Annotated in this window: 15 protein-coding genes; 10 read left to right on the forward strand and 5 right to left on the reverse strand. The window is 72.9% G+C overall.

The features are described 5' to 3' along the window. Window positions 1-190 precede the first annotated feature (190 nt). From OHB04_RS36960 to OHB04_RS36975, 4 genes are read right to left on the reverse strand one after another with little or no spacing between them, the layout of a single operon-like run. Window positions 191-1381 carry a hypothetical protein gene (locus OHB04_RS36960; protein ID WP_326809157.1) on the reverse strand — a complete coding sequence of 397 codons (1191 nt, stop codon included), beginning with the start codon at window positions 1379-1381 and terminating at the stop codon, window positions 191-193. Further along, window positions 1378-3354 (reverse strand): hypothetical protein, encoded by a 1977-nt coding sequence (locus OHB04_RS36965; protein ID WP_326809158.1) that lies wholly within the window; start codon window positions 3352-3354, stop codon window positions 1378-1380. The genes OHB04_RS36960 and OHB04_RS36965 overlap by 4 nt, the downstream gene beginning before the upstream one ends. Then, entirely contained in the window at window positions 3351-4157 is an 807-nt protein-coding gene (locus OHB04_RS36970) for a toll/interleukin-1 receptor domain-containing protein (protein ID WP_326692000.1), read from the reverse strand. Before OHB04_RS36970 ends, OHB04_RS36965 begins: the two co-directional genes overlap by 4 nt. 45 nt (window positions 4158-4202) lie before the next feature. Continuing rightward, on the reverse strand, window positions 4203-5489 hold the full coding sequence (locus tag OHB04_RS36975; RefSeq protein ID WP_326692001.1) for a helix-turn-helix transcriptional regulator: 1287 nt from the start codon (window positions 5487-5489) through the stop codon (window positions 4203-4205). A gap of 281 nt (window positions 5490-5770) precedes the next feature. On the opposite strand from OHB04_RS36975, the gene OHB04_RS36980 reads away from it, so the two are divergent. The 3 genes from OHB04_RS36980 to OHB04_RS36990 all read left to right on the forward strand — a co-directional run bounded on the left by OHB04_RS36980 (window position 5771) and on the right by OHB04_RS36990 (window position 10153). Beyond that, window positions 5771-6445 (forward strand): TetR/AcrR family transcriptional regulator, encoded by a 675-nt coding sequence (locus OHB04_RS36980; protein ID WP_326692002.1) that lies wholly within the window; start codon window positions 5771-5773, stop codon window positions 6443-6445. Between the two features lie 192 nt (window positions 6446-6637). Next, window positions 6638-7951, forward strand: a complete 1314-nt coding sequence (locus OHB04_RS36985) for an MFS transporter (RefSeq protein ID WP_326809586.1) — start codon at window positions 6638-6640, stop codon at window positions 7949-7951. Window positions 7952-7993: 42 nt separating this feature from the next. Next, window positions 7994-10153 carry a primosomal protein N' gene (locus OHB04_RS36990; protein ID WP_326809159.1) on the forward strand — a complete coding sequence of 720 codons (2160 nt, stop codon included), beginning with the start codon at window positions 7994-7996 and terminating at the stop codon, window positions 10151-10153. 240 nt (window positions 10154-10393) lie between these two features. Here the strand turns inward: OHB04_RS36990 and OHB04_RS36995 are convergent, their stop codons facing one another. Beyond that, a complete protein-coding gene (locus OHB04_RS36995) occupies window positions 10394-11011 on the reverse strand; it encodes a hypothetical protein (RefSeq protein WP_326692004.1) in 618 nt (205 codons plus the stop codon). Between the two features lie 470 nt (window positions 11012-11481). On the opposite strand from OHB04_RS36995, the gene fmt reads away from it, so the two are divergent. The 7 genes from fmt (at window position 11482) to OHB04_RS37030 (ending at window position 19430) form a co-directional block, all read left to right on the forward strand. Then, window positions 11482-12441, forward strand: coding sequence for a methionyl-tRNA formyltransferase (gene fmt, locus OHB04_RS37000; RefSeq protein ID WP_326692005.1), 960 nt, complete (start codon window positions 11482-11484; stop codon window positions 12439-12441). Between the two features lie 175 nt (window positions 12442-12616). Then, on the forward strand, window positions 12617-14068 hold the full coding sequence (locus tag OHB04_RS37005) for an RsmB/NOP family class I SAM-dependent RNA methyltransferase (RefSeq protein ID WP_326809160.1): 1452 nt from the start codon (window positions 12617-12619) through the stop codon (window positions 14066-14068). A gap of 33 nt (window positions 14069-14101) precedes the next feature. Further along, on the forward strand, window positions 14102-14785 hold the full coding sequence (rpe, locus tag OHB04_RS37010; RefSeq protein ID WP_326692007.1) for a ribulose-phosphate 3-epimerase: 684 nt from the start codon (window positions 14102-14104) through the stop codon (window positions 14783-14785). A 140-nt stretch (window positions 14786-14925) separates the two neighbouring features. Then, complete coding sequence (locus OHB04_RS37015) at window positions 14926-15924, forward strand: sugar-binding transcriptional regulator (RefSeq protein ID WP_326809161.1); 999 nt, start codon at window positions 14926-14928, stop codon at window positions 15922-15924. A gap of 141 nt (window positions 15925-16065) precedes the next feature. Beyond that, complete coding sequence (locus tag OHB04_RS37020; protein ID WP_326692009.1) at window positions 16066-16542, forward strand: cation:proton antiporter regulatory subunit; 477 nt, start codon at window positions 16066-16068, stop codon at window positions 16540-16542. A 64-nt stretch (window positions 16543-16606) separates the two neighbouring features. After that, window positions 16607-17989 carry a cation:proton antiporter gene (locus OHB04_RS37025; RefSeq protein WP_326692010.1) on the forward strand — a complete coding sequence of 461 codons (1383 nt, stop codon included), beginning with the start codon at window positions 16607-16609 and terminating at the stop codon, window positions 17987-17989. 58 nt (window positions 17990-18047) lie between these two features. Further along, the gene (locus OHB04_RS37030) at window positions 18048-19430 is read left to right on the forward strand and encodes an NAD(P)/FAD-dependent oxidoreductase (RefSeq protein ID WP_326692011.1); all 1383 of its coding nucleotides are present in this window, start codon (window positions 18048-18050) and stop codon (window positions 19428-19430) included. The last annotated feature ends 68 nt before the right edge of the window (window positions 19431-19498 follow it).

A 19498-nucleotide genomic window follows, 5' to 3' on the forward strand; every position in this document is an offset into this window, starting at 1 on the left:
TACTTCTTGGAGTGACGACTCCTCGCGGGTTCGAATCCCGTCGCCTGTCCTTCCCGGACCGGTGTGGCCGAGCGGTCTATGGCGGAGAACACCTCAATCAGGTGTTCCAGTCGCCCTCGCCGGCCTGATCTCGGGCACGTCGAGGCACGGGTGCGGCCCGCTCAAGGAACGGGCGGCACCCGTGCATGTCTCACCAGCCGGCGTCTTCTTCGTCGTTCTCGTTGTCCTTCTCGTCGTCGTTCCCGTTGCCGGGCGCGTCGTCCGGAGCAGCGGGAAAGTCGAATCTGTCCAGGATCTCCTGCGCTGCCTCGGCCTCTCCCATGGCATGCAGCGCCTCGCCGAAGTTCCTCGCCAGGACGGCTGTTCGACCGTCCTCGCTCGGGACCCCCACGTGGGTGAGCAGATCGTTGAAGAGATCCGCCGCCGAGGGGGGAGGCGCCGGCTCGTCGTGTGCGGAGGCGGAAGTGGAAGCGGAAGTGGACGTGGAAGCGGTTGCGTGGCCGTTGTTCCCGGGCGCGCCGTCGAAGAAGCCGTTCCCGAAGTGGCCTGCCGGCACGGGCTCCGGCTCCGGATCCGGCTGGGGCACCGGGAAGGGCACCATGTGCTGGAAGCGCTCCGGTACGTCGTCGTTGTTCGCGGCGGAGGAGAGCTGGGCGAGTACGCCGATGTCGTCGACGGCGCGTTTGATCTGGTCCTCGTTCCGCGCCAGCCACCACACCACCGCGCTGCCGGTGTTCTTGAGGACGTCCTCGCCCAGGTAGGCGCGCTTGTCGCACTCATGCTTGCGCTCGTGCTCCCACACGGCCTCTTCCTTGCGCACTGTGGAGAGCCTGGTGAGCCGCTGGGAGTCCGCCTCCGCCAGGGTCAGAGCGACGTTCTCCGCCATTACCTCGACCCGCCCTGTGGGGTCGGAGAGCATGGTGCCCAGCGCGCCGTTCAACTGGTGCTGAGCGAGGGAGCTCCGGTGCGGCGGCAGCTTCTTCGTCAGTGCTTCAGCGCGTTCCAGGACCGCGCTGACGGCGAGCCCCGCGGGGCTGACAACCGGCGCGTGCGAGGGCGCGGGCAGCGGGCACCAGCGGACCGTCGCGGAGAAGAGGAAGTCGTAGTCCGGCAGTGAGCTGGCCACCGCGACCTCCTGAACGTCCTGCGCACGCCTCTCCGGCGGGGGGATGGGCAGATCGGGCTCCGGCGCGTACTCCCGGGCGAACGGGTCCGGACGCGGGGCGAGTGCCTTCCCCAGGAGCCAGGCGGCGCCGGCCAAAGCCGCCAGGGACGCGGGCCAGATCCACAGGGGCCACCGCTGCACCAGGCTGAGAATTCCCAGTACCAGCCCGGAGATGACGGCGAGAAAGACCGTTACGGTCCTGCGCCCGGAACTCATGACGGCTCCTCCTTGGTGGAAGTCAGGGGGGTGATTCCGAGGGACACCGCGCAACGCGCCCAGAAGCGGTCGGCGAGCCCGTGTCCGCCCGGGGTGACGGACGACCAGTCGCGCACGTACGGATAGAGCCGGCCGAGGGTGGGGCCGTATCGCGCGCACGAGTCGACGAGGACGTTCAGCAGGCTCTCTCCGACGGGCGTCTCGCGGGCGGCCTGGGCGAGCCACAGGTCCAGGGGCTCGCTCCACTCCTCCTCCGGCAGCCGCTGGAGTGCCTCACACCAGCCGGTCACCAGGCCCCTCCGGACCCCGGCGTCCGCGAGGAGGCCCAGCGAGTGCCCGGAAGGTCCGACCGTCCGGCTTGAAGCGCAGAGCCCCAGAAACACGCGGGAGTCGGCCGCTCCAGGGGTGTGCGACCCGTGGGTGAGTTTCGAGAGCAGACGGCGGTGGAGGCGGTCGTCCCGGCCGGCGAGGCGCAGCAGTTCCTTCCGCGCGTCCTCCGCGACCACTCCCCCTTGGCGCCGTGCGAGATGCAGGAGCCGGGTCAGCGCCTGGTCGGGGTGGTCGACGGCCATCACCTGGGCGCACGCGCCCACGAGGAGATGAGCGAGCGGGGGCGCCAGACCGGGAGTGGTGGACCAGTCGTAGATCCGGCGCCGGAAGTGGCCACCGTGTCTCTTGTCGGCCACTCCCCGACTGAGCGCGCGAGCGGCGACCGACATCCGCTGCCTCTTCCGCCACGAGCCGGACCACCCTTCGATCAGCGTGATCAGGTGTCCGGGCGTTCCGATCCGCAGGCACTGCTCGGCGTAGCGGTCCACGAAGGCGTACTGGTCCGCGCTGTCGAGCAGGTGTATGGAGACGGTTTCCCCGACCCATGCGGGGAGCTTCTCGCGCAGCTCGGGGTAGTTGTCCCAGAAGTAGTCGCGCACGGCGGGGGCGTAGCCCGGCGCGAACGTCACCCGCCCGTCCGGCCCGACGTCGACCCCGCACGCCTGGAGGCGCTGGGTCAGTGCGGTGCGGTGCAGCAGGGGCTCCTCGTCCGGCGGGTGATCCAGGGCGGCCAGCATCCTTTCGGCGGCGTTGTTGACGACGTCTGCCCGTGCCCTGTGCAGCAGGGCCGCGGTAAGGAGCAGCGCCAGCTCCCGCCGGTCCGGCAGCTTGTTGATGGTCGAGGTGACCTGCGGGCTCTTCGGTGCCAGTGCTTCCAGCGCTCTGTCGCGCCACTTGGCGAAGATTGCTGAGCTTCCGCGCTCCCGTTCACGGAACACTTCGGTCGCCAGCGCGGCGATGGCGGCCGGGGTGGCACGTCGCAGATGTTCCGTCAGGAGCGTGTTCCGCAGCTCCGCTTCAGCGGGTTCGATCTGGACGGCGAGCAGATGCTTCCGGAGCACCTGGAGGGGATCCGGCCGATCCAGCGGGACGGTGAACGTGTCGAGCTGCGGTGGCACAAGGTGGCGGTGCTCGGACGACAGCGCCACGGTTAAGAACGCCCGCCTGTCCAGTACGGTCGCCCGGAACGAGGGCAGGTCCTCCAGCAGCCTGCGGGAGCTCTCCTCCTCCGTCTCGGTCAGATCGAGCAGCAGCCGGTCCTCCGCCTCCACCTGCTCCGGGTCCAGTGGGCGCTCGTCGTGGTCCTCGGACTTGTCGTCGAGCTGCTGCATACGACCGTGGTCGCGCCGCAGCTCCCACAGCAGCTTGGCGGCGGCGCTGTATCTGCCGGTCCCCGGTTTCCCCACGAGCAGCACTGTGCGGCTCTCACTCAGGACGGCGCGGGCCCGGCCCAGGCCACCGGGGGCGACGAAGCGCCGTTCGAGACGGAGCAGTTCGTCGGGCGCGATGGCGCGGGAGGGTCTCCTGCGCGCGAACGCGGAAGGATCGAGCAGCGTGGTCAGGCTGAAGTTGTACTGATCGCCGTCGCCGCTGTGGACCTGCGATGCCGGGGTGTCGATGCGGGTGCGCGAGCTCTCGCTCACCGCTGATCGTCCTCCTCCGCCCGCTGCCGCTCGGCCGGCCCGGCGCTGTTGGAGTTCTGGTGCATCCCGCCGTGGTTGGTTCCGGCCACGTAGTTGCCGTGGTTGCTTCCCGCCACATAGTTCGTGTGCTCGCCGGTGAAGTGGTTGGCGTGCGAGGTGTAGTGCTGGTCGCCCTGGCCGGAGTGCACGGGGCCCTGCGGGTTGGAGATCAGGGAGCCGATGCCTCCACTGACGTCTCTGGCCTGCACGGTGGGGTTGCCGTGCCCGCCCTCGGTGCTGTTGCGTATGCCGTCCCGCCCGGCTGTCGCGTCTCCCGGTGCGGGCCTCGCACCGGGCGGTACGAGTTGGTCCAGGTCCCGGCAGAGCGTGGGGATGTCGCTCTCCTTCGTACGCGGGTTGAACTGGCGGAACTGGAGCTCGGCCAGGTCGCCCAGGGGATCCGGCAGTTCACCCCGGAGCAGGGGAGCGGTGCGGGGAGCCACGAGGACGGGAACGAGATGCGCGCCACGCCGCAGCACTTCCACAATCTCGCGCCGCGTCCAGTCGTCCTCGTTCTCCAGACGGCGCCGCCCGCGCGCGTCCCGGGCCTCCAGCCACCTGTCACCGATGACGGCGATCAGTACGGAGCAGCGGCCCACCGCGGTGGCGAGGCGCTCGGGGTACCGTTCCCCGGCCTTGATGGAACCGTGGTCCCAGAAGACCCGCCCGGCCCCGAAATGGGCCGCGAGGCCCTCGGCGATGAGCGCCGCGGAGCCTGCTTCGTCGCTGGTGCGGTAGTTGATGAAGATATCGGCGTCGGACACGGCAGTTGTTCCCTCTCTGTTTGTCGCGATGACTGATCAAGGGGGTCAGGACGGCACTGTGTGGAGCGAGTTGGCGAGACGGTGCTGCAACTCGCGCACCTGGGGGTGCGCCGGGTGGCGGCTCAGGGTGCGCAGGAGCCGTCGCAGATCGGCGCGGACGGTGGCTGATCCGACCGTGTTCACCTTGTCGAGCAGGCGTTCCGTGAGCCCGCAGGCGTGGTCCACCTCGCCGGCCTGAGCGTGTGCCAATGCCCGGCGCAGGCCGTACCGGGCCTGGTTCCGTACGGCGTGGGCGGGGATCCGTTCCACCTCCCTGTCCAGCAGTTCGGCCGCGCGCTGTGGCTGTCCCAGGTCGTGCAGACACCAGCCGGTGATCATGGAAACGGGGTCGTTCAGAGCCGAGCCGATCAATGGGGCGTCCGGCTCGTCGGCGGCACGTTCCAGCAGTTCGCGGGCCCGGTCCAGAGCGGCCGTGCAGGCATCGCGGTCACCCGCCAGGGCGTGCCCCTGGGCTTCCTGCTGTGCGGCCAGCCCGGCGATCCTCGGGGGCGGTTGCGCCGCTTGCGCCTGCCGCGCGAGTTCCACGGTCCGTACGTGGTCGTCGCGGTAGAACGTCACCAACGCCCGCCGTACCAACGCGTAGGCGGCCAGGTCGCGGTCGCCGCCGGCTTCCGCCAGCTCCACGGCCCGGTCGGTCCACCACAGTGCCCCGCGTTCGTCGCCCGTCTCCTGTACGAGCCACCCGATGTATTCCGCGTAGCGGGAGGCGAGCTTGAGCAACTCCCCGCGGGTGTGTGCTCCGGCATCGCGTGCGAGGTCGCGGACGGAGTGCGTCTGGGCGATGAGAGTCGGCAGGAGCAGCCCGGGGTCGGTGGACTGGCCCAGGTGGCGGAGGTGGTCGAAGAGGGAACGGGAGCTGTCGATGAGCCGGGTGCCGTCCGCGTACGCCGTGGGGGAGCCGAGACCCAGGCTCACCACGGACGCGGCGCCCGCTGCCACCAGATGTCTGCGGCCTATGGATTGGAACGAGCTGGGTCCGTCCGCTGACAGACGCATGAGCCACACCTCGCCTTCGTCGGTGGTGCCGGGGATGTCGTCCAGGGGCTGTGCGGTGACCGGGGGCGGGACCAGGGCGGCGAGGGTGCCGTCGGCGCCCAGGGCCGTGTCGCAGAGGCGGGCCAGTTCCGGGGTGGGGGGCTTGAGGCCGCGTTCGACCTTGCTGAGCTGGCTCTTGCTGTAGTGCACCCGCGCGCTCAGACGGGTGAGGCTCATCTCCGCTTCGGTGCGCAGCCGTCGAAGCTCCGGGCCGAACCGGCGCCGCTGCTCAAGCACTTCGTTCTCCTTCACTCTCGCTCCGGGCAGCGGCCGGGCACCGGGAATCAGCGTCGGGCAGCCCGCCCGGACCAACAAGGCGAGTGGGGGTGTTTCCCGTTTCCTCTTCGCAGGCAACGGGCCTGCCTTTGCAGGCAACAGGCCCCTCTTCGCAGGCAACAGGCCCCCCTTGCAGGCAACAGGCCCCCCTTGCAGGCAACAGGAAGGGCCGCCCCGCGTCGAGACGGCCTCGGGCGGATACGCCATTGACGGAGTGAGTACTCACTCCGTATTCTCGTCGTATGACCGACTCTCCTGGACGCCGGCGTGCGCCGGCCATGAACGCTGATCAGCGGCGGGCGATGATCGTGACGGCCGCCCTCCCCCTCGTCGTCGAATACGGCGCCGCGGTGACGACCGCGAAGATCGCGCGGGCGGCCGGGATAGGGGAGGGGACGATCTTCCGGGTGTTCCCCGACAAGGACGCCGTGCTGGCCGCCTGCATGGAGGAGGCGGTGCGGCCCGACGACACCGTCACGCATCTGGAGGCGGTCTCCCTGGAACAGCCGCTCGCGGACCGACTGGTCGAGGCCGCGGAGGTGATGCGGGGTCATATGAACCGGATAGGGGAGGTGGCCGGGGCGCTCGCCTCCGTGGGGAAGCTGCGGCGGCCCGAGCCGGACGGTGAGGGGAAGTTGCCCGACCGGGAGGCGGGGCTGGCCGGGCCCCGGACCGCGCTGGCCGCGCTGCTCCAGCCCGACGAGGCGGCGCTGCGCCTCGCCCCGGAGCGGTTCGCCGACGCCTTCCAGCTCCTGCTGATGACCGCCGGCCGCGCGGGAGCCCCCGACCCGCTGAGCACCGAAGAGCTGGTCGACCTCTTCCTGCACGGCGCGCTGGCCGGAGCGGGCGCGCCGACCGGAGCGGGCACGGAGGCGGGCCGGACGGGCGTGGGAGTCGGCCCGGAGCAGAGCTCGTGACGGTCGAGGCCGCAGTCGACCCGTACGACGTACTCACCCCGCGGCGCCGGAAGTTGGTGACCTTCGCGCTGCTCGGCTGCGCCTTCCTCGCGATGCTCGACGGCACCGTGGTGGGCACGGCGCTGCCCCGCATCGGCCGAGCAGCTCGGCACCGGCTCCGGCTGGTATGTCTGGCTGGTCACCGCCTACCTGCTGACCTCTTCGGTGAGCGTCCCGGTCTACGGCCGCTTCTCGGACCTGTACGGACGCCGCAGACTGCTGCTGGGCGGACTGGGCCTGTTCCTGGCCGGCTCGCTCGTATGCGGCGCCGCGGCGTCCATGCCCGCGCTCATCACTGCCCGTGCGGTGCAGGGGCTGGGCGCGGGAGCGCTGCTGACCCTCGGCATGGCGCTGATCCGCGACCTCTACCCGCCGGATCGCACCGAAGGCCTGTTACGGATGCAGACGGTGCTGGCCACGATGATGGTCCTCGGCATGGTCGGCGGGCCCCTCGTCGGCGGGCTGCTCACCGACCACGCGGACTGGCGCTGGGCGTTCTGGATCAACCTGCCCGTCGGCCTGACGGCAGCAGCCGTCCTGCGGGCCGCCCTCCCCGACCGGCGGCCCTCCGGCGCACCCACCGGACAACTGGACGTGGCCGGGATCCTGTTACTGACGGGCGGGCTCTCGCTCACCCTCGTCGGGCTCAGCCTCAAGGGGAACGCTGCCGGCGCGCACCCGGTCGGCTGGACCGACCCGTCCGTCGCCGGGAGCCTGCTGGCGGGGCTGGCGCTGCTCGCCGCGCTGATACCCGTCGAACGGCGCGCCGCCCTCCCCGTGCTGCCCCTGCGCCTGTACCGGCACCGTGCCTACGGCACCCTGCTGACCGCCGGATTCTTCTTCCAGGTGGCCGCGCTGCCCGTCGGGATCCTCCTGCCGCTCTACTTCCAGTACGTGCGCGGGCATTCGGCCACCGTCTCCGGGCTGCTGCTCCTGCCGCTGCTCGCCGGGATGGCGGTGGGCAACAGAGCCACGGCCGCCGCCGTGCTCCGCAGCGGGCGCACGAAGCCCCCGTTGGTGGCCGGGGCCGGGCTGCTCACGGCAGGCACCGCTGCCTTCTTCGCCCTGGACGCGGCGACGCCGCCCGCGCTCACCGGCCTGTGGCTGCTCCTCGCAGGGCTCGGCACCGGACCGGCCATGGGAGGTATCACCATCGCCACCCAGAACAGCGTGCCCCGCGCCGACATGGGAACCGCGACCGCGGGCGCCGCTCTCACCAAGCAGATCGGCGGCGCCTTCGGACTGGCCGTTGCCCAGACCCTGTCAGGCCGCGGCATGGCGCCGCACCCCGGCAGCGGAGTCCCGGCCGGCGCCGCCGCCATCGGCTCCACCGTGGCCTGGACCGGCGGCACCGCGGGCCTGCTCGCCCTCGCCGTACTCCTCGCCGGACGGGACGTCCGGATTCCGGGGCGCGGCGGACGTACGGCGGCCCGGGGCGGGCGGACCACCCCGGCCGAGCGGAGGTGACGGCCGCGCGTGGTGTCGGTGCCTTCTGTTAAGACTGAGGCTGTGAGCAGGGACGACGAGCAGGGCGAGCAGGCGGAGGTGCGGCAGCCGCCCGAGCAGCTCGCGCTCATCCGGGAGACCGTGCGGGAGCGCAAGGCCCCCAAGGCGAAGCCCCGCACCTGGCGCGGGGCCGACATGGCGGCCAGGCTGCCGGTGGCGAGAGTGCTGGTCGACAAGGGTCTGGTCCATCTCGACCGCTATTTCGACTACGCGGTACCCGCCGCCATGGACGAGGAGGCCCAACCCGGGGTGCGGGTGCGGGTGCGCTTCGGCGCGGGGGAGCGGGAGGGGCGCCGCGAGGGGGGCGGGCTGATCAACGGTTTCATCGTCGAGCGCCGCGCCGACACCGACTTCACCGGACGGCTCGCCCCCCTCGCCCAGGTCCTCTCACCCGAGCCGGTCCTCACTCCCGAGCTGCTCCAGCTGTGCCGCTCGGTGGCCGACCGGTACGCCGGATCGCTCGCCGACGTCGTCCAGCTCGCCGTCCCCCCGCGCCGGGCCAAGCCCGAGAAGCAGCCCTCGCCGCGGCGTCCCCCCGCGCCGAGCGCCCCGGCACCCGGCGGCTGGGCCCGCTATCCGCAAGGGCCCGCCTTCCTCCAGGCGCTCGCCGACAAGAGCGCGCCCCGCGCGGTGTGGACCGCGCTGCCGGGCCCCGGCAGCTGGGCCGACGAGCTGGCCCGCGCCATGGCCACCACCCTCGCGGCGGGGCGCGGCGCCCTCGCCGTGCTGCCCGACGGCAAGGCCGCGGCGCGGGTGGACGCGGCGCTCACCGCACTGGTCGGCGAGGGCCGGCACGTCCTGCTCACCGCCGAGGCGGGCCCCGAGCCGCGCTACCGCCGCTGGCTGGCGGTCAGCCGGGGGGCGGTGCGCGCCGTCATCGGGACGCGCGCGGCGATGTTCGCGCCGGTGCGGCGCCTCGGTCTCGCCGCCATCTGGGAGGACGGCGACGCCAGCCACAGCGAGGATCGCGCCCCCCACCCGCACGCCCGCGAGGTGCTGCTCCAGCGCGCCGTCACCGAGCGGGCCGCGTTCCTGCTCGGCGCGCACGGCTGCACGGTGGAGGCCGCGCAGCTCGTGGAGTCGGGGTTCGCCCTCCCACTGGCCGCCGACCGGGAGACGGTGCGCGCCGTCATGCCCCGGGTCCGCAGCGCGGCGGAGGGCGACGAGGCGCGGGATCCGGCGGCCCGCAGCGCCCGGCTGCCCAGCCTCGCCTGGCGCACCGCGCGCGACGCACTGGAGCGCGGACCGGTGCTGGTACAGGTGCCCCGCCGTGGCTACGTGCCCCGGCTGGTGTGCGAGCGGTGCCGGGAGCCCGCGCGCTGTACCCACTGCGCGGGCCCGCTGGAGGCGGCAGGCGAGGGCATGGCGCTGCGGTGCGGATGGTGCGCCCGCGAAACCCCGGCCTGGCACTGCCCCATGTGCGGGGGAAACCGGCTGCGGGGCAGTGTGTTCGGTGCGCGGCGTACGGCGGAGGAGCTGGGCCGGGCCTTCCCCACGGTGCCGGTCCGCACCTCGGGGGGCGAGCACGTGCTGGAGTCCGTGCCGGGCCGCCCCTCGCTGGTCGTGGCCACCCCGGGCGCCGAGCCCGTCCCCGAGGGCCGGGAGGGGTACGCCGCCGCGCTGCTGCTGGACGGCTGGGCGCTGCTCGGCCGTCCCGACCTGCGCGCGGGCGAGGAGGCGCTCCGCCGGTGGATGGGCGCGGCCTCCCTGGTCCGGTCCCAGGGCGAGGGCGGCAGCGTGATCGTCGTCGCGGACGAGACGATGCGCCCGGTGCAGGCCCTCGTCCGCTGGGACCCCGCGGGGCACGCGATGCGGGAGCTGGCCGAGCGGGCGGAGCTGGGCTTTCCGCCCGTCTCCCGGATGGCGGCGGTCACCGGCCCTCCGGAGGCCGTGGCCGCGCTGATCGCGGCGGCGCGGGAGACGGGACTGCCCGAGCACGCCCAGGTGTTGGGGCCCGTCCCGCTCCCCGTTCTGGAGCCGGGGCGGCCCCGGGGTCCCGGCGATCCGCCGCCCGGGGAGCTGTGGGAGCGCGCGCTCGTGCGGGTGCCGCGCGGCAGCGGAGCCGCGCTCGCCGCCACGCTGAAGACCGCCCAGGTGGGACGGTTGACCCGGCGCGAGGGTCCGGTGGCCCACATCCGCGTCGACCCGCTGGACATCGGCTGAGCGGACGATGGGGCCCCGGTGGCAGACGATGTGCCCCGGCGGCGCAGGAAGGCGGCGCGGAATTCCGAACAGGAAACTGCCCGGTGCCGGGGCACCGGGCAGCGGGAGGACGGCGGTTGGCCGTCTGGCGGGAGGCCGGGCAGTCCGCTCCGTGCGGGGAGTCGCGCGGAGGCCCGCGGCTGTCGTCGAGCGGGGGTGCGCGGCCGTCGCGGAAAGGCGGGGAGGGGGGAAGGGGCTCGTTCAGCCGTTGCGCGGGGAGGGGAGCGCGCCCGCACGGGGGTCGTGGCGGGGGTCGTGACGCGGATCGTACCGGGGGTCGTGCTGCGGGGCCGGTTGCGGCTGCTGAGGGGGGATCGTTCGGGCGGCGGGTACGGCGGCCGGGCGGGGCGCCCCCGTGCCCGGTACGCCTGGGACGCCGGGCACACCGGGCAGCGAACGGGTGGGTGCCGGGACCGTCTCGGACGGGTGGGCCACGGAAGTCTCGGTGTTCTCGGGGGAGTTGCGCGCGGCGCCGCGCCGTGAGCCGTACCTGCGGTGTACCGCTTGCTTGGTGACGCCCAGCGCGGAGCCCACCGCGTCCCAGGAGAAGCCGAGCGAGCGGTCGAAGTCGACGGCCGCTGTGACCAGCGTCTCGACGCTGTCGCGTAGTTCCTGAGCGAGCCTGACGGTCGGCGCGGGCGCGCGGCCGTAGACGACGAAGCCCGCGGACGGGCCGGTGCGCCGCGGGCGGTAGACGTTGCCGAGCTGCGCCGTGAGGGTGCGCAGCGCGTCCACCTGCCGGCGGACCCGCTCGATGTCCCGTACCAGAAGGTGCAGGCTGGCCCTCGCCTGGGCGTCGTGGGTTGCGTGGTCGGCCATGAAGAAGCCTCTCGGACCGGCTGAAAAGGGCTGTTGGGCTGTGGTGCTGGCTTATTGCGGAAAAGTTGTGACGAACGGGGCCACTGAGCACGCTGAGTGGTGCCCGATTCGGTCAATCTGACTTGACCAACGCCATAACGGTCGCTCTGGTCACGCTGCGGGGGCGCGGAGAACGTGTGAGCAGGGCGCGCGGACGCCCGCACGCCCCCTCGGGCGGGAGCGCCGCGCTGACCGTAAACTGGACCGTCTTTCGACGAACGGCGCTCCGCCGCCGTTCCGTCCGCTTCCCGCCACCTACGTCCCCGTTTCGCGCCGCCTACGTTCCCGTTTTCCGCCGCCTCCATTCCCGATTCCCGTCGCCTACGTCCCTGTTCGCCGTCAGCTGCGTCCCTGGTTTTCAGCAACCCGTCAGCTGTGTCCCCGTTGTCCGCCACGTCGCCCGCCCGCGTGTGAGAGGTAGTTCGCCACCGATGAGGCTCGTCTTCGCCGGCACCCCCGAGGTCGCCGTACCCGCCCTCGACACCCTGATCGCCTCGGAGCGGCACGAGGTCGCCGCCGTGATCACCCGGCCCGACGCGCGTGCCGGGCGCGGCCGTCACCTGGTGCCCAGCCCCGTCGCGCAGCGCGCCGAGGAGGAGGGGATCGAGGTGCTCAAGCCCAAGCGGCCCAAGGACGAGGACTTCCTGGCCCGGCTGCGGGAGATCGGCCCCGACTGCTGCCCCGTCGTCGCCTACGGCGCGCTGCTGCCGCGCGTCGCGCTCGACGTACCGGTCAGGGGCTGGGTCAACCTGCACTTCTCGCTGCTGCCCGCGTGGCGCGGAGCCGCGCCCGTGCAGCACGCGCTGCTCGCCGGGGACGAGGTGAGCGGCGCCTCCACCTTCCTCATCGAGGAAGGGCTCGACTCGGGCCCGGTCTACGGCGTGGTCACCGAGGAGGTGCGCCGCACCGACACCAGCGGCGACCTGCTCACCCGGCTCGCCTTCGCCGGGGCGGGGCTGCTGGCGGCGACCATGGACGGCATCGAGGACGGCACCCTGACGGCCGTACCGCAGCCCGAGGAGGGCATCTCCCTCGCGCCCAAGATCACCGTCGAGGACGCCAGGATCGACTGGACGGCGCCGGCGTTGCGTATCGACCGGCTGGTGCGGGCCTGTACGCCGGCGCCCGGCGCTTGGACGGTCTTCCGTGACGAGCGGCTCAAGGTGCGCTCCGTCGCCCTCACCGAGGGCCCCGCGAGTTCCGGGGGCCCGGGAACGGAAGGGCTCGCGCCCGGTGAGCTGAGGGTCGGCAAGAACTCCGTCCATGTCGGGACCGGTTCGCAGCCCGTCGAACTGGACTGGGTACAGGCGCAGGGCAAGAAGCCCATGCGGGCCGCGGACTGGGCCCGCGGCTCGCGCATCGTGGAGGGCGAGCTGCTGGGCGGCGCCTGATCGACGCCGGGTGGTGCCTGATCGCCCCCCGACATCGTCGCCACCCCTGGCGTCCCTGGGTTCGGCACCGCGGTCACGTCGTCCGTGGATCCCGCCCTCGCGGCGGGAAGAGAGGAACGGGCGGCGACGTAGGGTGGGGGGCTCAACCCCCTTATTCTCCGGAGCACCTTCAGACGTGAGTACCCGTCCCCACCAGGGCGCGAAGCCCTCCCGCGGCAAGCCCCACCGGCGCCCCCGCAAGGACCCCGTCCGCATTCTCGCCTTCGAGGCGCTGCGCGCCGTGGACGAGCGGGACGCCTACGCCAACCTCGTCCTGCCTCCCATGCTGCGCAAGGCGCGGGAGAAGGCGCCGGAGGAAGGCGGCATCGACGCGCGGGACGCGGCGCTCGCCACCGAACTGGTCTACGGCACGCTGCGCCGGCAGGGGACCTACGACGCGGTCATCGCCGAGTGCGTGGACCGGTCCCTGCGCGAGGTGGACCCGCCGGTGCTGGACGTGCTCTCGCTCGGCGCCCACCAGCTGCTCGGCACCCGCATCCCCGGGCACGCGGCGGTCAGCGCGACGGTCGAGCTGGCCCGGGTGGTGCTGGGGGACGGCCGGGCGAAGTTCGTCAACGCCGTGCTGCGCAAGATCTCGGCCGACGACCTCGACGGCTGGCTGGACCGGATCACGCCGTCCTACGAGGAGGACGCCGAAGAACACCTGGCGCTGCGCCACGCGCACCCCCGGTGGGTCGTCTCCGCCCTCTGGGACGCGCTCGGCGGCCCTCGTCAGGGCATCACCGAGCTGCTGGAGGCCGACAACGAGCGCCCCGAGGTCACCCTCGTGGCCCGCCCCGGCCGCGCCACCACCGAGGAGCTGCTGACCGACGAGACGCTGCCCGGCCGCTGGTCGCCGTACGCCGTACGGATGGCCGAGGGCGGCGAGCCGGGTGCCCTGGACGCCGTACGCGAGGGCAGGGCGGGGGTGCAGGACGAGGGCAGCCAGCTCGTGGCGCTCGCGCTGGCCAACGCGCCCGTCGAGGGGGCCGACACCCGCTGGCTCGACACCTGTGCCGGCCCGGGAGGCAAGGCCGCGCTCCTCGGCGCGCTGGCCGCCGAGCGGGGTGCCTCGCTGGTGGCGGCCGAGAAGCAGCCGCACCGCGCCCGGCTGGTGGCCCGCAGCCTGGAGGGCAACCCCGGCCCCTGGACGGTCGTCACCGCCGACGGCACCCGGCCGGCGTGGCGGCCCGGGAGCTTCGACCGGGTCCTCGTCGATGTGCCCTGCACCGGACTCGGGGCCCTGCGGCGCAGGCCCGAGGCGCGCTGGCGGCGCAGGCCGGAGGATCTGGAGGGCTTCGCTCCGCTCCAGCGCGGGCTGCTGGGCCAGGCGCTGGAGGCGGCCCGCGTCGGGGGTGTCGTCGCGTATGTGACCTGCTCCCCGCACCCGGCCGAGACCCGCGCCGTGGTCGACGACGTCCTCAAAGCCCTCGCCAAGGAGCCGGGCGGCACGGCCGCCGAGCTGACCGACGCGCGTCCCCTGCTGCCGGACGTCCCCGCGCTCGGCGAGGGGCCCGACATCCAGCTCTGGCCGCATCTGCACGGTACCGACGCGATGTACCTCGCGCTCCTGCGCCGTACCGCGTGATCATCCCGAACGCCCACACGGAATACTGGAGTCATGGCTCAGATCAACCCCAGCATCCTGTCCGCCGACTTCGCGCGCCTCGCCGAGGAGGCGGAGCGCGTCGGAGGCACTGACGGCGCCGACTGGCTCCATGTCGACGTGATGGACAACCACTTCGTACCCAACCTCACCCTGGGCACTCCCGTCGTCGAGTCGCTGCGCAAGGCGACGGACACCCCGCTGGACTGCCATTTGATGATCGAGGAGCCCGACCGCTGGGCCCCCGCCTACATCGAGGCGGGCGCCGGATCCGTCACCTTCCACGCGGAGGCCGCCGCGGCTCCCGTGCGGCTGGCCCGTGAGATCAGGGCCAAGGGCGCCAGGGCCTCCATGGCGCTCAAGCCCGCCACCCCCGTCGAGCCGTACGAGGACCTGCTGCCCGAGTTGGACATGCTGCTGGTCATGACGGTGGAGCCGGGCTTCGGCGGACAGGCGTTCCTCGACATCATGCTGCCGAAGATCCGCCGGGCGCGGCGGCTCATCGAGAAGCACGGTCTTCAGATGTGGCTCCAGGTCGACGGCGGGGTCTCCGCCTCCACCATCGAGCGCTGTGCCGAGGCCGGCGCCGATGTGTTCGTGGCGGGATCCGCGGTCTACAGCGCCGAGGACCCGGCGGCGGCCGTACGGGCGCTGCGCGCGCAGGCCCAGGTCGCGGCCGGCGGGGGCCGCGCCGGCTGAGGCCGGGGGCCGGGAGCTGATGAGCACGGCCCGGTACGGCGGCGGATCTGCAAGGATGAACGCGCGGCGCGAACGTGCCAACAGCGCGGAAACAGCAAGACAGTGAGGTGAGTGCGGTGTCGTCGGGGCGAGCCACGCGAATGGGACCCGCCGAACTCATGCAGGCTGCGGCGATGGCCCGCCGCTTCTATCTGGAAGGCAAGTCCAAGATCCAGATCGCCGATGAGTTCGGAGTCAGCCGCTTCAAGGTCGCCCGCGTTCTGGAGACCGCGCTGGAGCGCGACCTGGTACGCATCGAGATCCGGGTTCCCGCCGAGCTGGATGCCGACCGCTCCGACGCGCTGCGGGCCCGCTTCGGGCTGCGGCACGCGGTCGTCGTCGAGTCGCCCACCGAAGCCGTCGACGACGCGGCCGACCCGGAGAACCTGGGCGAGGTGGCCGCCGACCTGCTCGGCGAGCTGGTCACCGACGGCGATGTGCTGGGCCTCGCCTGGGGCCGCTCCACCATCCACATGGCCACCGCGCTCCGCCAGCTGCCCCCCTGCACCGTCGTACAGCTGACCGGGGTCTACGACGCGGGAACGGCCGACCGCGGCTCCGTGGAGGCCGTACGCCGCGCCGCCGAGGTCGCCGGGGGAGAGGCGCACCCCATCTACGCGCCCATGCTGCTGCCCGACAGCTCCACCGCCGCCGCGCTGCGCAGCCAGACCGGCATCGCCCGCGCCTTCGAGTACTTCGACAAGGTCACCGTCGCCGCCGTGTCCATCGGCTCCTGGGAGCCAGGTATCTCCACCGTCCACGACATGCTCAGCGCCGAGGAGCGCGACCACTACTCCTCGCTGGGCGTGGCCGCCGAGATGTCTGCCCACTTGTTCGACGCGCGCGGGCGGCGCATCGGCAGGGACCTGGGCGAGCGCTGCATCACCGTCGAGGCCGAGCGGCTGCGCCGGGTCCCCGAGGTCGTCGCGATCGCGGGGGGCCACCGCAAGGGCGTCGCCATCGCCGCCGTCCTGCGCTCGGGCCTGGTCACCAGCCTGGTCACCGACACCGCAGCCGCCGACTGGCTGCTCAGCGAGGAAGAACCGGGTCCCCGTCCGGCGTTGGAGCGTACGGACCCGGACAGCACGGCCGCTTCGTAGCCGCTCCGGCCCCCCGCGCGTGATGCGCGGAGCGGCCGTCGGCCGGGTGCGGACAGCTGTGCGGAAAACGCTACGATCTGTCCGGTCCCGGCCACACACGGCCGGTCCGCTTACACGTCCGAGGAGGGCAGGCAGCACGCCATGACGACCAAGAGCACCAAGCTGCCGGGGCTGGGCAAGCAGTACGACATCACCACCAGGGCAGGCCGGCACATCTCCGTGGTCGCCCACCAGGACGGGCGCAGATTCCTCGGCTTCTACGAGGAGGACGACCCGGACGCCTGTCAGGCGACGGTGCAGCTCGACCGGGAAGAGGCCGGGTCCCTCGCCGAGATCCTCGCCCCCGGCGAGAACCCCAAGCTGGGCACCTGCGAGATGGAGATCGACCTGGTCACCGTCCGCATCCCGCTGTCGGGTCAGTCGCCCTACAGCGGCGAGCCGCTGGGGGAGACGCGGGCGCGCTCGCGCACCGGCGCGTCCATCGTCGCCGTGCTGCGCCGTACCGGCGCGGTTCCCTCACCCACGCCCGACTTCCGGCTGGAGGCGGGCGACACGCTCGTAGCCGTCGGCACCCGCGAGGGCGTGGACGAGCTGACCCGCATCATCGCCGGCACATGACCGGCGGACCCGCGCCGGGCGGCCCTCGGCCGGCGCGGGCCCGGACAACCGAGAAGGGCCACACGTGCACGACACCACCGTCCTGCTGATCGAACTCGGCGCCGTCATTCTGGGCCTGGGGCTCGTCGGCCGGTTCGCCGGCCGAATAGGGCTCTCCCCGATACCGCTCTATCTGCTGGGCGGGCTGGCCTTCGGGCAGGGCGGCATCTTCCCGCTGACGGCCAGCGAGGAGTTCATCGAGGTCGGTGCGGAGATCGGGGTGATCCTTCTCCTGCTCCTTCTCGGCCTGGAATACAGCGCCTCCGAGCTGGTCACCAGCCTCAAGACCCAATATCCCTCGGGTCTGGTGGACTTCACGCTCAACGCGGTGCCAGGGGCCGTGGCGGCACTGCTGCTGGGCTGGGGCCCGGTCGGCGCGGTCGCGCTGGCGGGTGTCACCTGGATCTCCTCCTCGGGGGTCATCGCGAAAGTCCTCACCGACCTGGGCAGGCTCGGCAACCGCGAAACGCCGGTGATCCTGGGCGTGCTCGTCATCGAGGACCTGTCGATGGCCCTCTACCTGCCGCTGCTCACCGCTCTGGTGGCCGGGCTCGGGCTGGCGGGCACCAGCGTGGCGATGCTCGTCGCGGTGGGCACCGTCGGCCTCGTGCTGGTGGTGGCCCTGCGCTTCGGCCGGCAGATAAGCCGCGCCGTCAGCTCCGACACCCCCGAGATGCTGTTGCTGGTCGTGCTGGGCCTCACCCTGCTCATCGCCGGGCTCGCGGCCAAGCTCCAGGTCTCGGCGGCCGTGGGCGCGTTCCTCGTCGGCATCGCGCTGTCGGGGGAGACGGCGGAGAACGCCCGCAGCCTGCTCAGCCCGCTGCGCGACCTGTTCGCGGCCGTCTTCTTCGTCTTCTTCGGCCTCAGCACCGTGCCCGCCGACATCCCGCCGGTGCTGCTGCCCGCGCTGGCGCTGGCCGTCATCACGAGCGTCAGCAAGATCGGGACGGGCTGGTACGCGGCACGGCGCGCGGGAGTGGGCACCAGGGGCAGGCTGCGCGCGGGCGGGGCGCTGGTGGCGCGCGGGGAGTTCTCCATCGTCATCGCCGGGCTCGCCGCCGGTGCCGAGCCGAGGATCACTCCGCTGGCCACCGCCTATGTGATGATCCTGGTCATCCTGGGCCCGCTGACCGCACGCTGGACCGAGCCGACGGTACGCGGGCTCCAGCGGCTGCGGGAGAGCCGCCGTGCCGCGCGGGAGCTCGCCCTCAGCGCTCCGGCCGATGGTGCGGCCCCGGCCGACGGCGCTGCTTCGGCTGATGGCTCCTCTTCGGCCGATGGTTCCGCACCGGTCGAGGGCTCCGCTCCGGCCCGCAGCGCCGCTTCCCCGGCCGCTGACGTTCATCCCGCACTGGCCGAAACACCATCCGCACCCTTGCGCAACTTCCGCGCCGATACGGAGAGTTGATCCAGGGCCTCGGGCGGGCAGGGCCCCTGGAGGAAACCGAGGGACCTGGGGGTGCCGGATGGCGCATGCGGTGGTGCTGGGAGCCGGAATGGGCGGGCTGTGCGCGGCGGGCAGCCTCGCACAGCACTTCGAACGGGTGACGGTCGTCGAGCGCGACCCGCTGCCGGCCGATGCCGCCCCCCGCCGCGGAGTGCCGCAGGGCCGCCACGTCCACGCGCTGCTCGGCACGGGCGACGAGGCTCTTGAGCGGCTCTTCCCCGGATTCGGCGCGGAGCTGGTCGCCGCGGGCGCCGTGCGCTCGGCCGTGCTGGAGCAGGCCCGCTATGTGATCGGCGGCGCCACACTGGCGCGCGGCAGCACCGGCGTCCACGCCCTCCAGGCCACCCGGCCCCTGCTGGAGGCGGGCGTACGGCGCAGGGTGCGGGCCCTGTCCGGGGTGAAGTTCCTGGAGGGCCACGACGTGCTCGGCCCGGTGATCGAGGCGGGCCGGGTGACGGGCGTACGCGTCCACAAGCGGCCCGGAGGGGACGAGAGAGCCCCCGACGGCGCGGCCGGCACCGGCCCGGAGAGCCCGGAGAACCCGGAGAGCCCCGGGACGGAGCCCGAGGTACTGTCCGCCGCGCTCGTCGTGGACGCGCTCGGGCGGGCCGGGCGCATGGCGGGCTGGCTGGAGCGCGCCGGGTACGGGGCACCGCCGGAGGACCGCACGAAGATCGACGTCGGATACACCACCCGTTTCTTGCGGCTGCCTCCCGGCGCGCTCGAAGGCGACCGTACTGTCCTGACCGGCAACATCCCCGCCCACCCGACGCGCGGCTCGGGGCTGCTCCACCAGGAGGGCGACCGCTGGACGCTCACCCTGGCGGGCATGGGCGGCGATCACCCGCCGACCGACGAGGAGGGCTTCTGGGCGTTCGCGCGGACGGTGTACCCCACCGACGTGTACGACACGGTCCGGGGCGCGCGGATGCTGAGCGAGCCCGTCGCCTACCGTTTCCCCGTCAGCGTGCGCCGCCGCTTCGAGCGGCTGACCCGGCTGCCCGACGGGCTGCTGGCCATCGGGGACAGCGTGTGCAGCTTCAACCCGGTCTACGGCCAGGGCATGACCGTCGCGGCGCGCGAGGCCGAGGTCCTGGACCAGTGCCTGCGCCAGGGTACCGAGGGCCTGCCGAAGCGGTATTTCACCGAGGCCGCGAAGGTCGTCAAGCCCGCATGGGAGCTGGCGCGCAGCGCCGACCTGGCCGTGCCGCAGATCCCGGGCCGCAGACCGCTCGCGGGCCGCCTCGTCGGCCGCTACATGGACCGGCTCCTGGACGCCGCCCACCACGACCCGGTCCTGTCCGCCGGATACCTGCGCGTCATCGGAATGCTGGACCCGGCCGCCGCGCTGTTCGCACCGGGAGTGGCGTGGCGGGTACTGCGCGGTGGCCGCTTCGGGTGATCGCACAAGGGTACGGGCGCGCAATACGGCGGATCATCCGTTCTCGCATGTCTGTCCGGACATGGGAC

This window comes from Streptomyces sp. NBC_01775, from assembly GCF_035917675.1.
GTDB lineage: Bacteria > Actinomycetota > Actinomycetes > Streptomycetales > Streptomycetaceae > Streptomyces.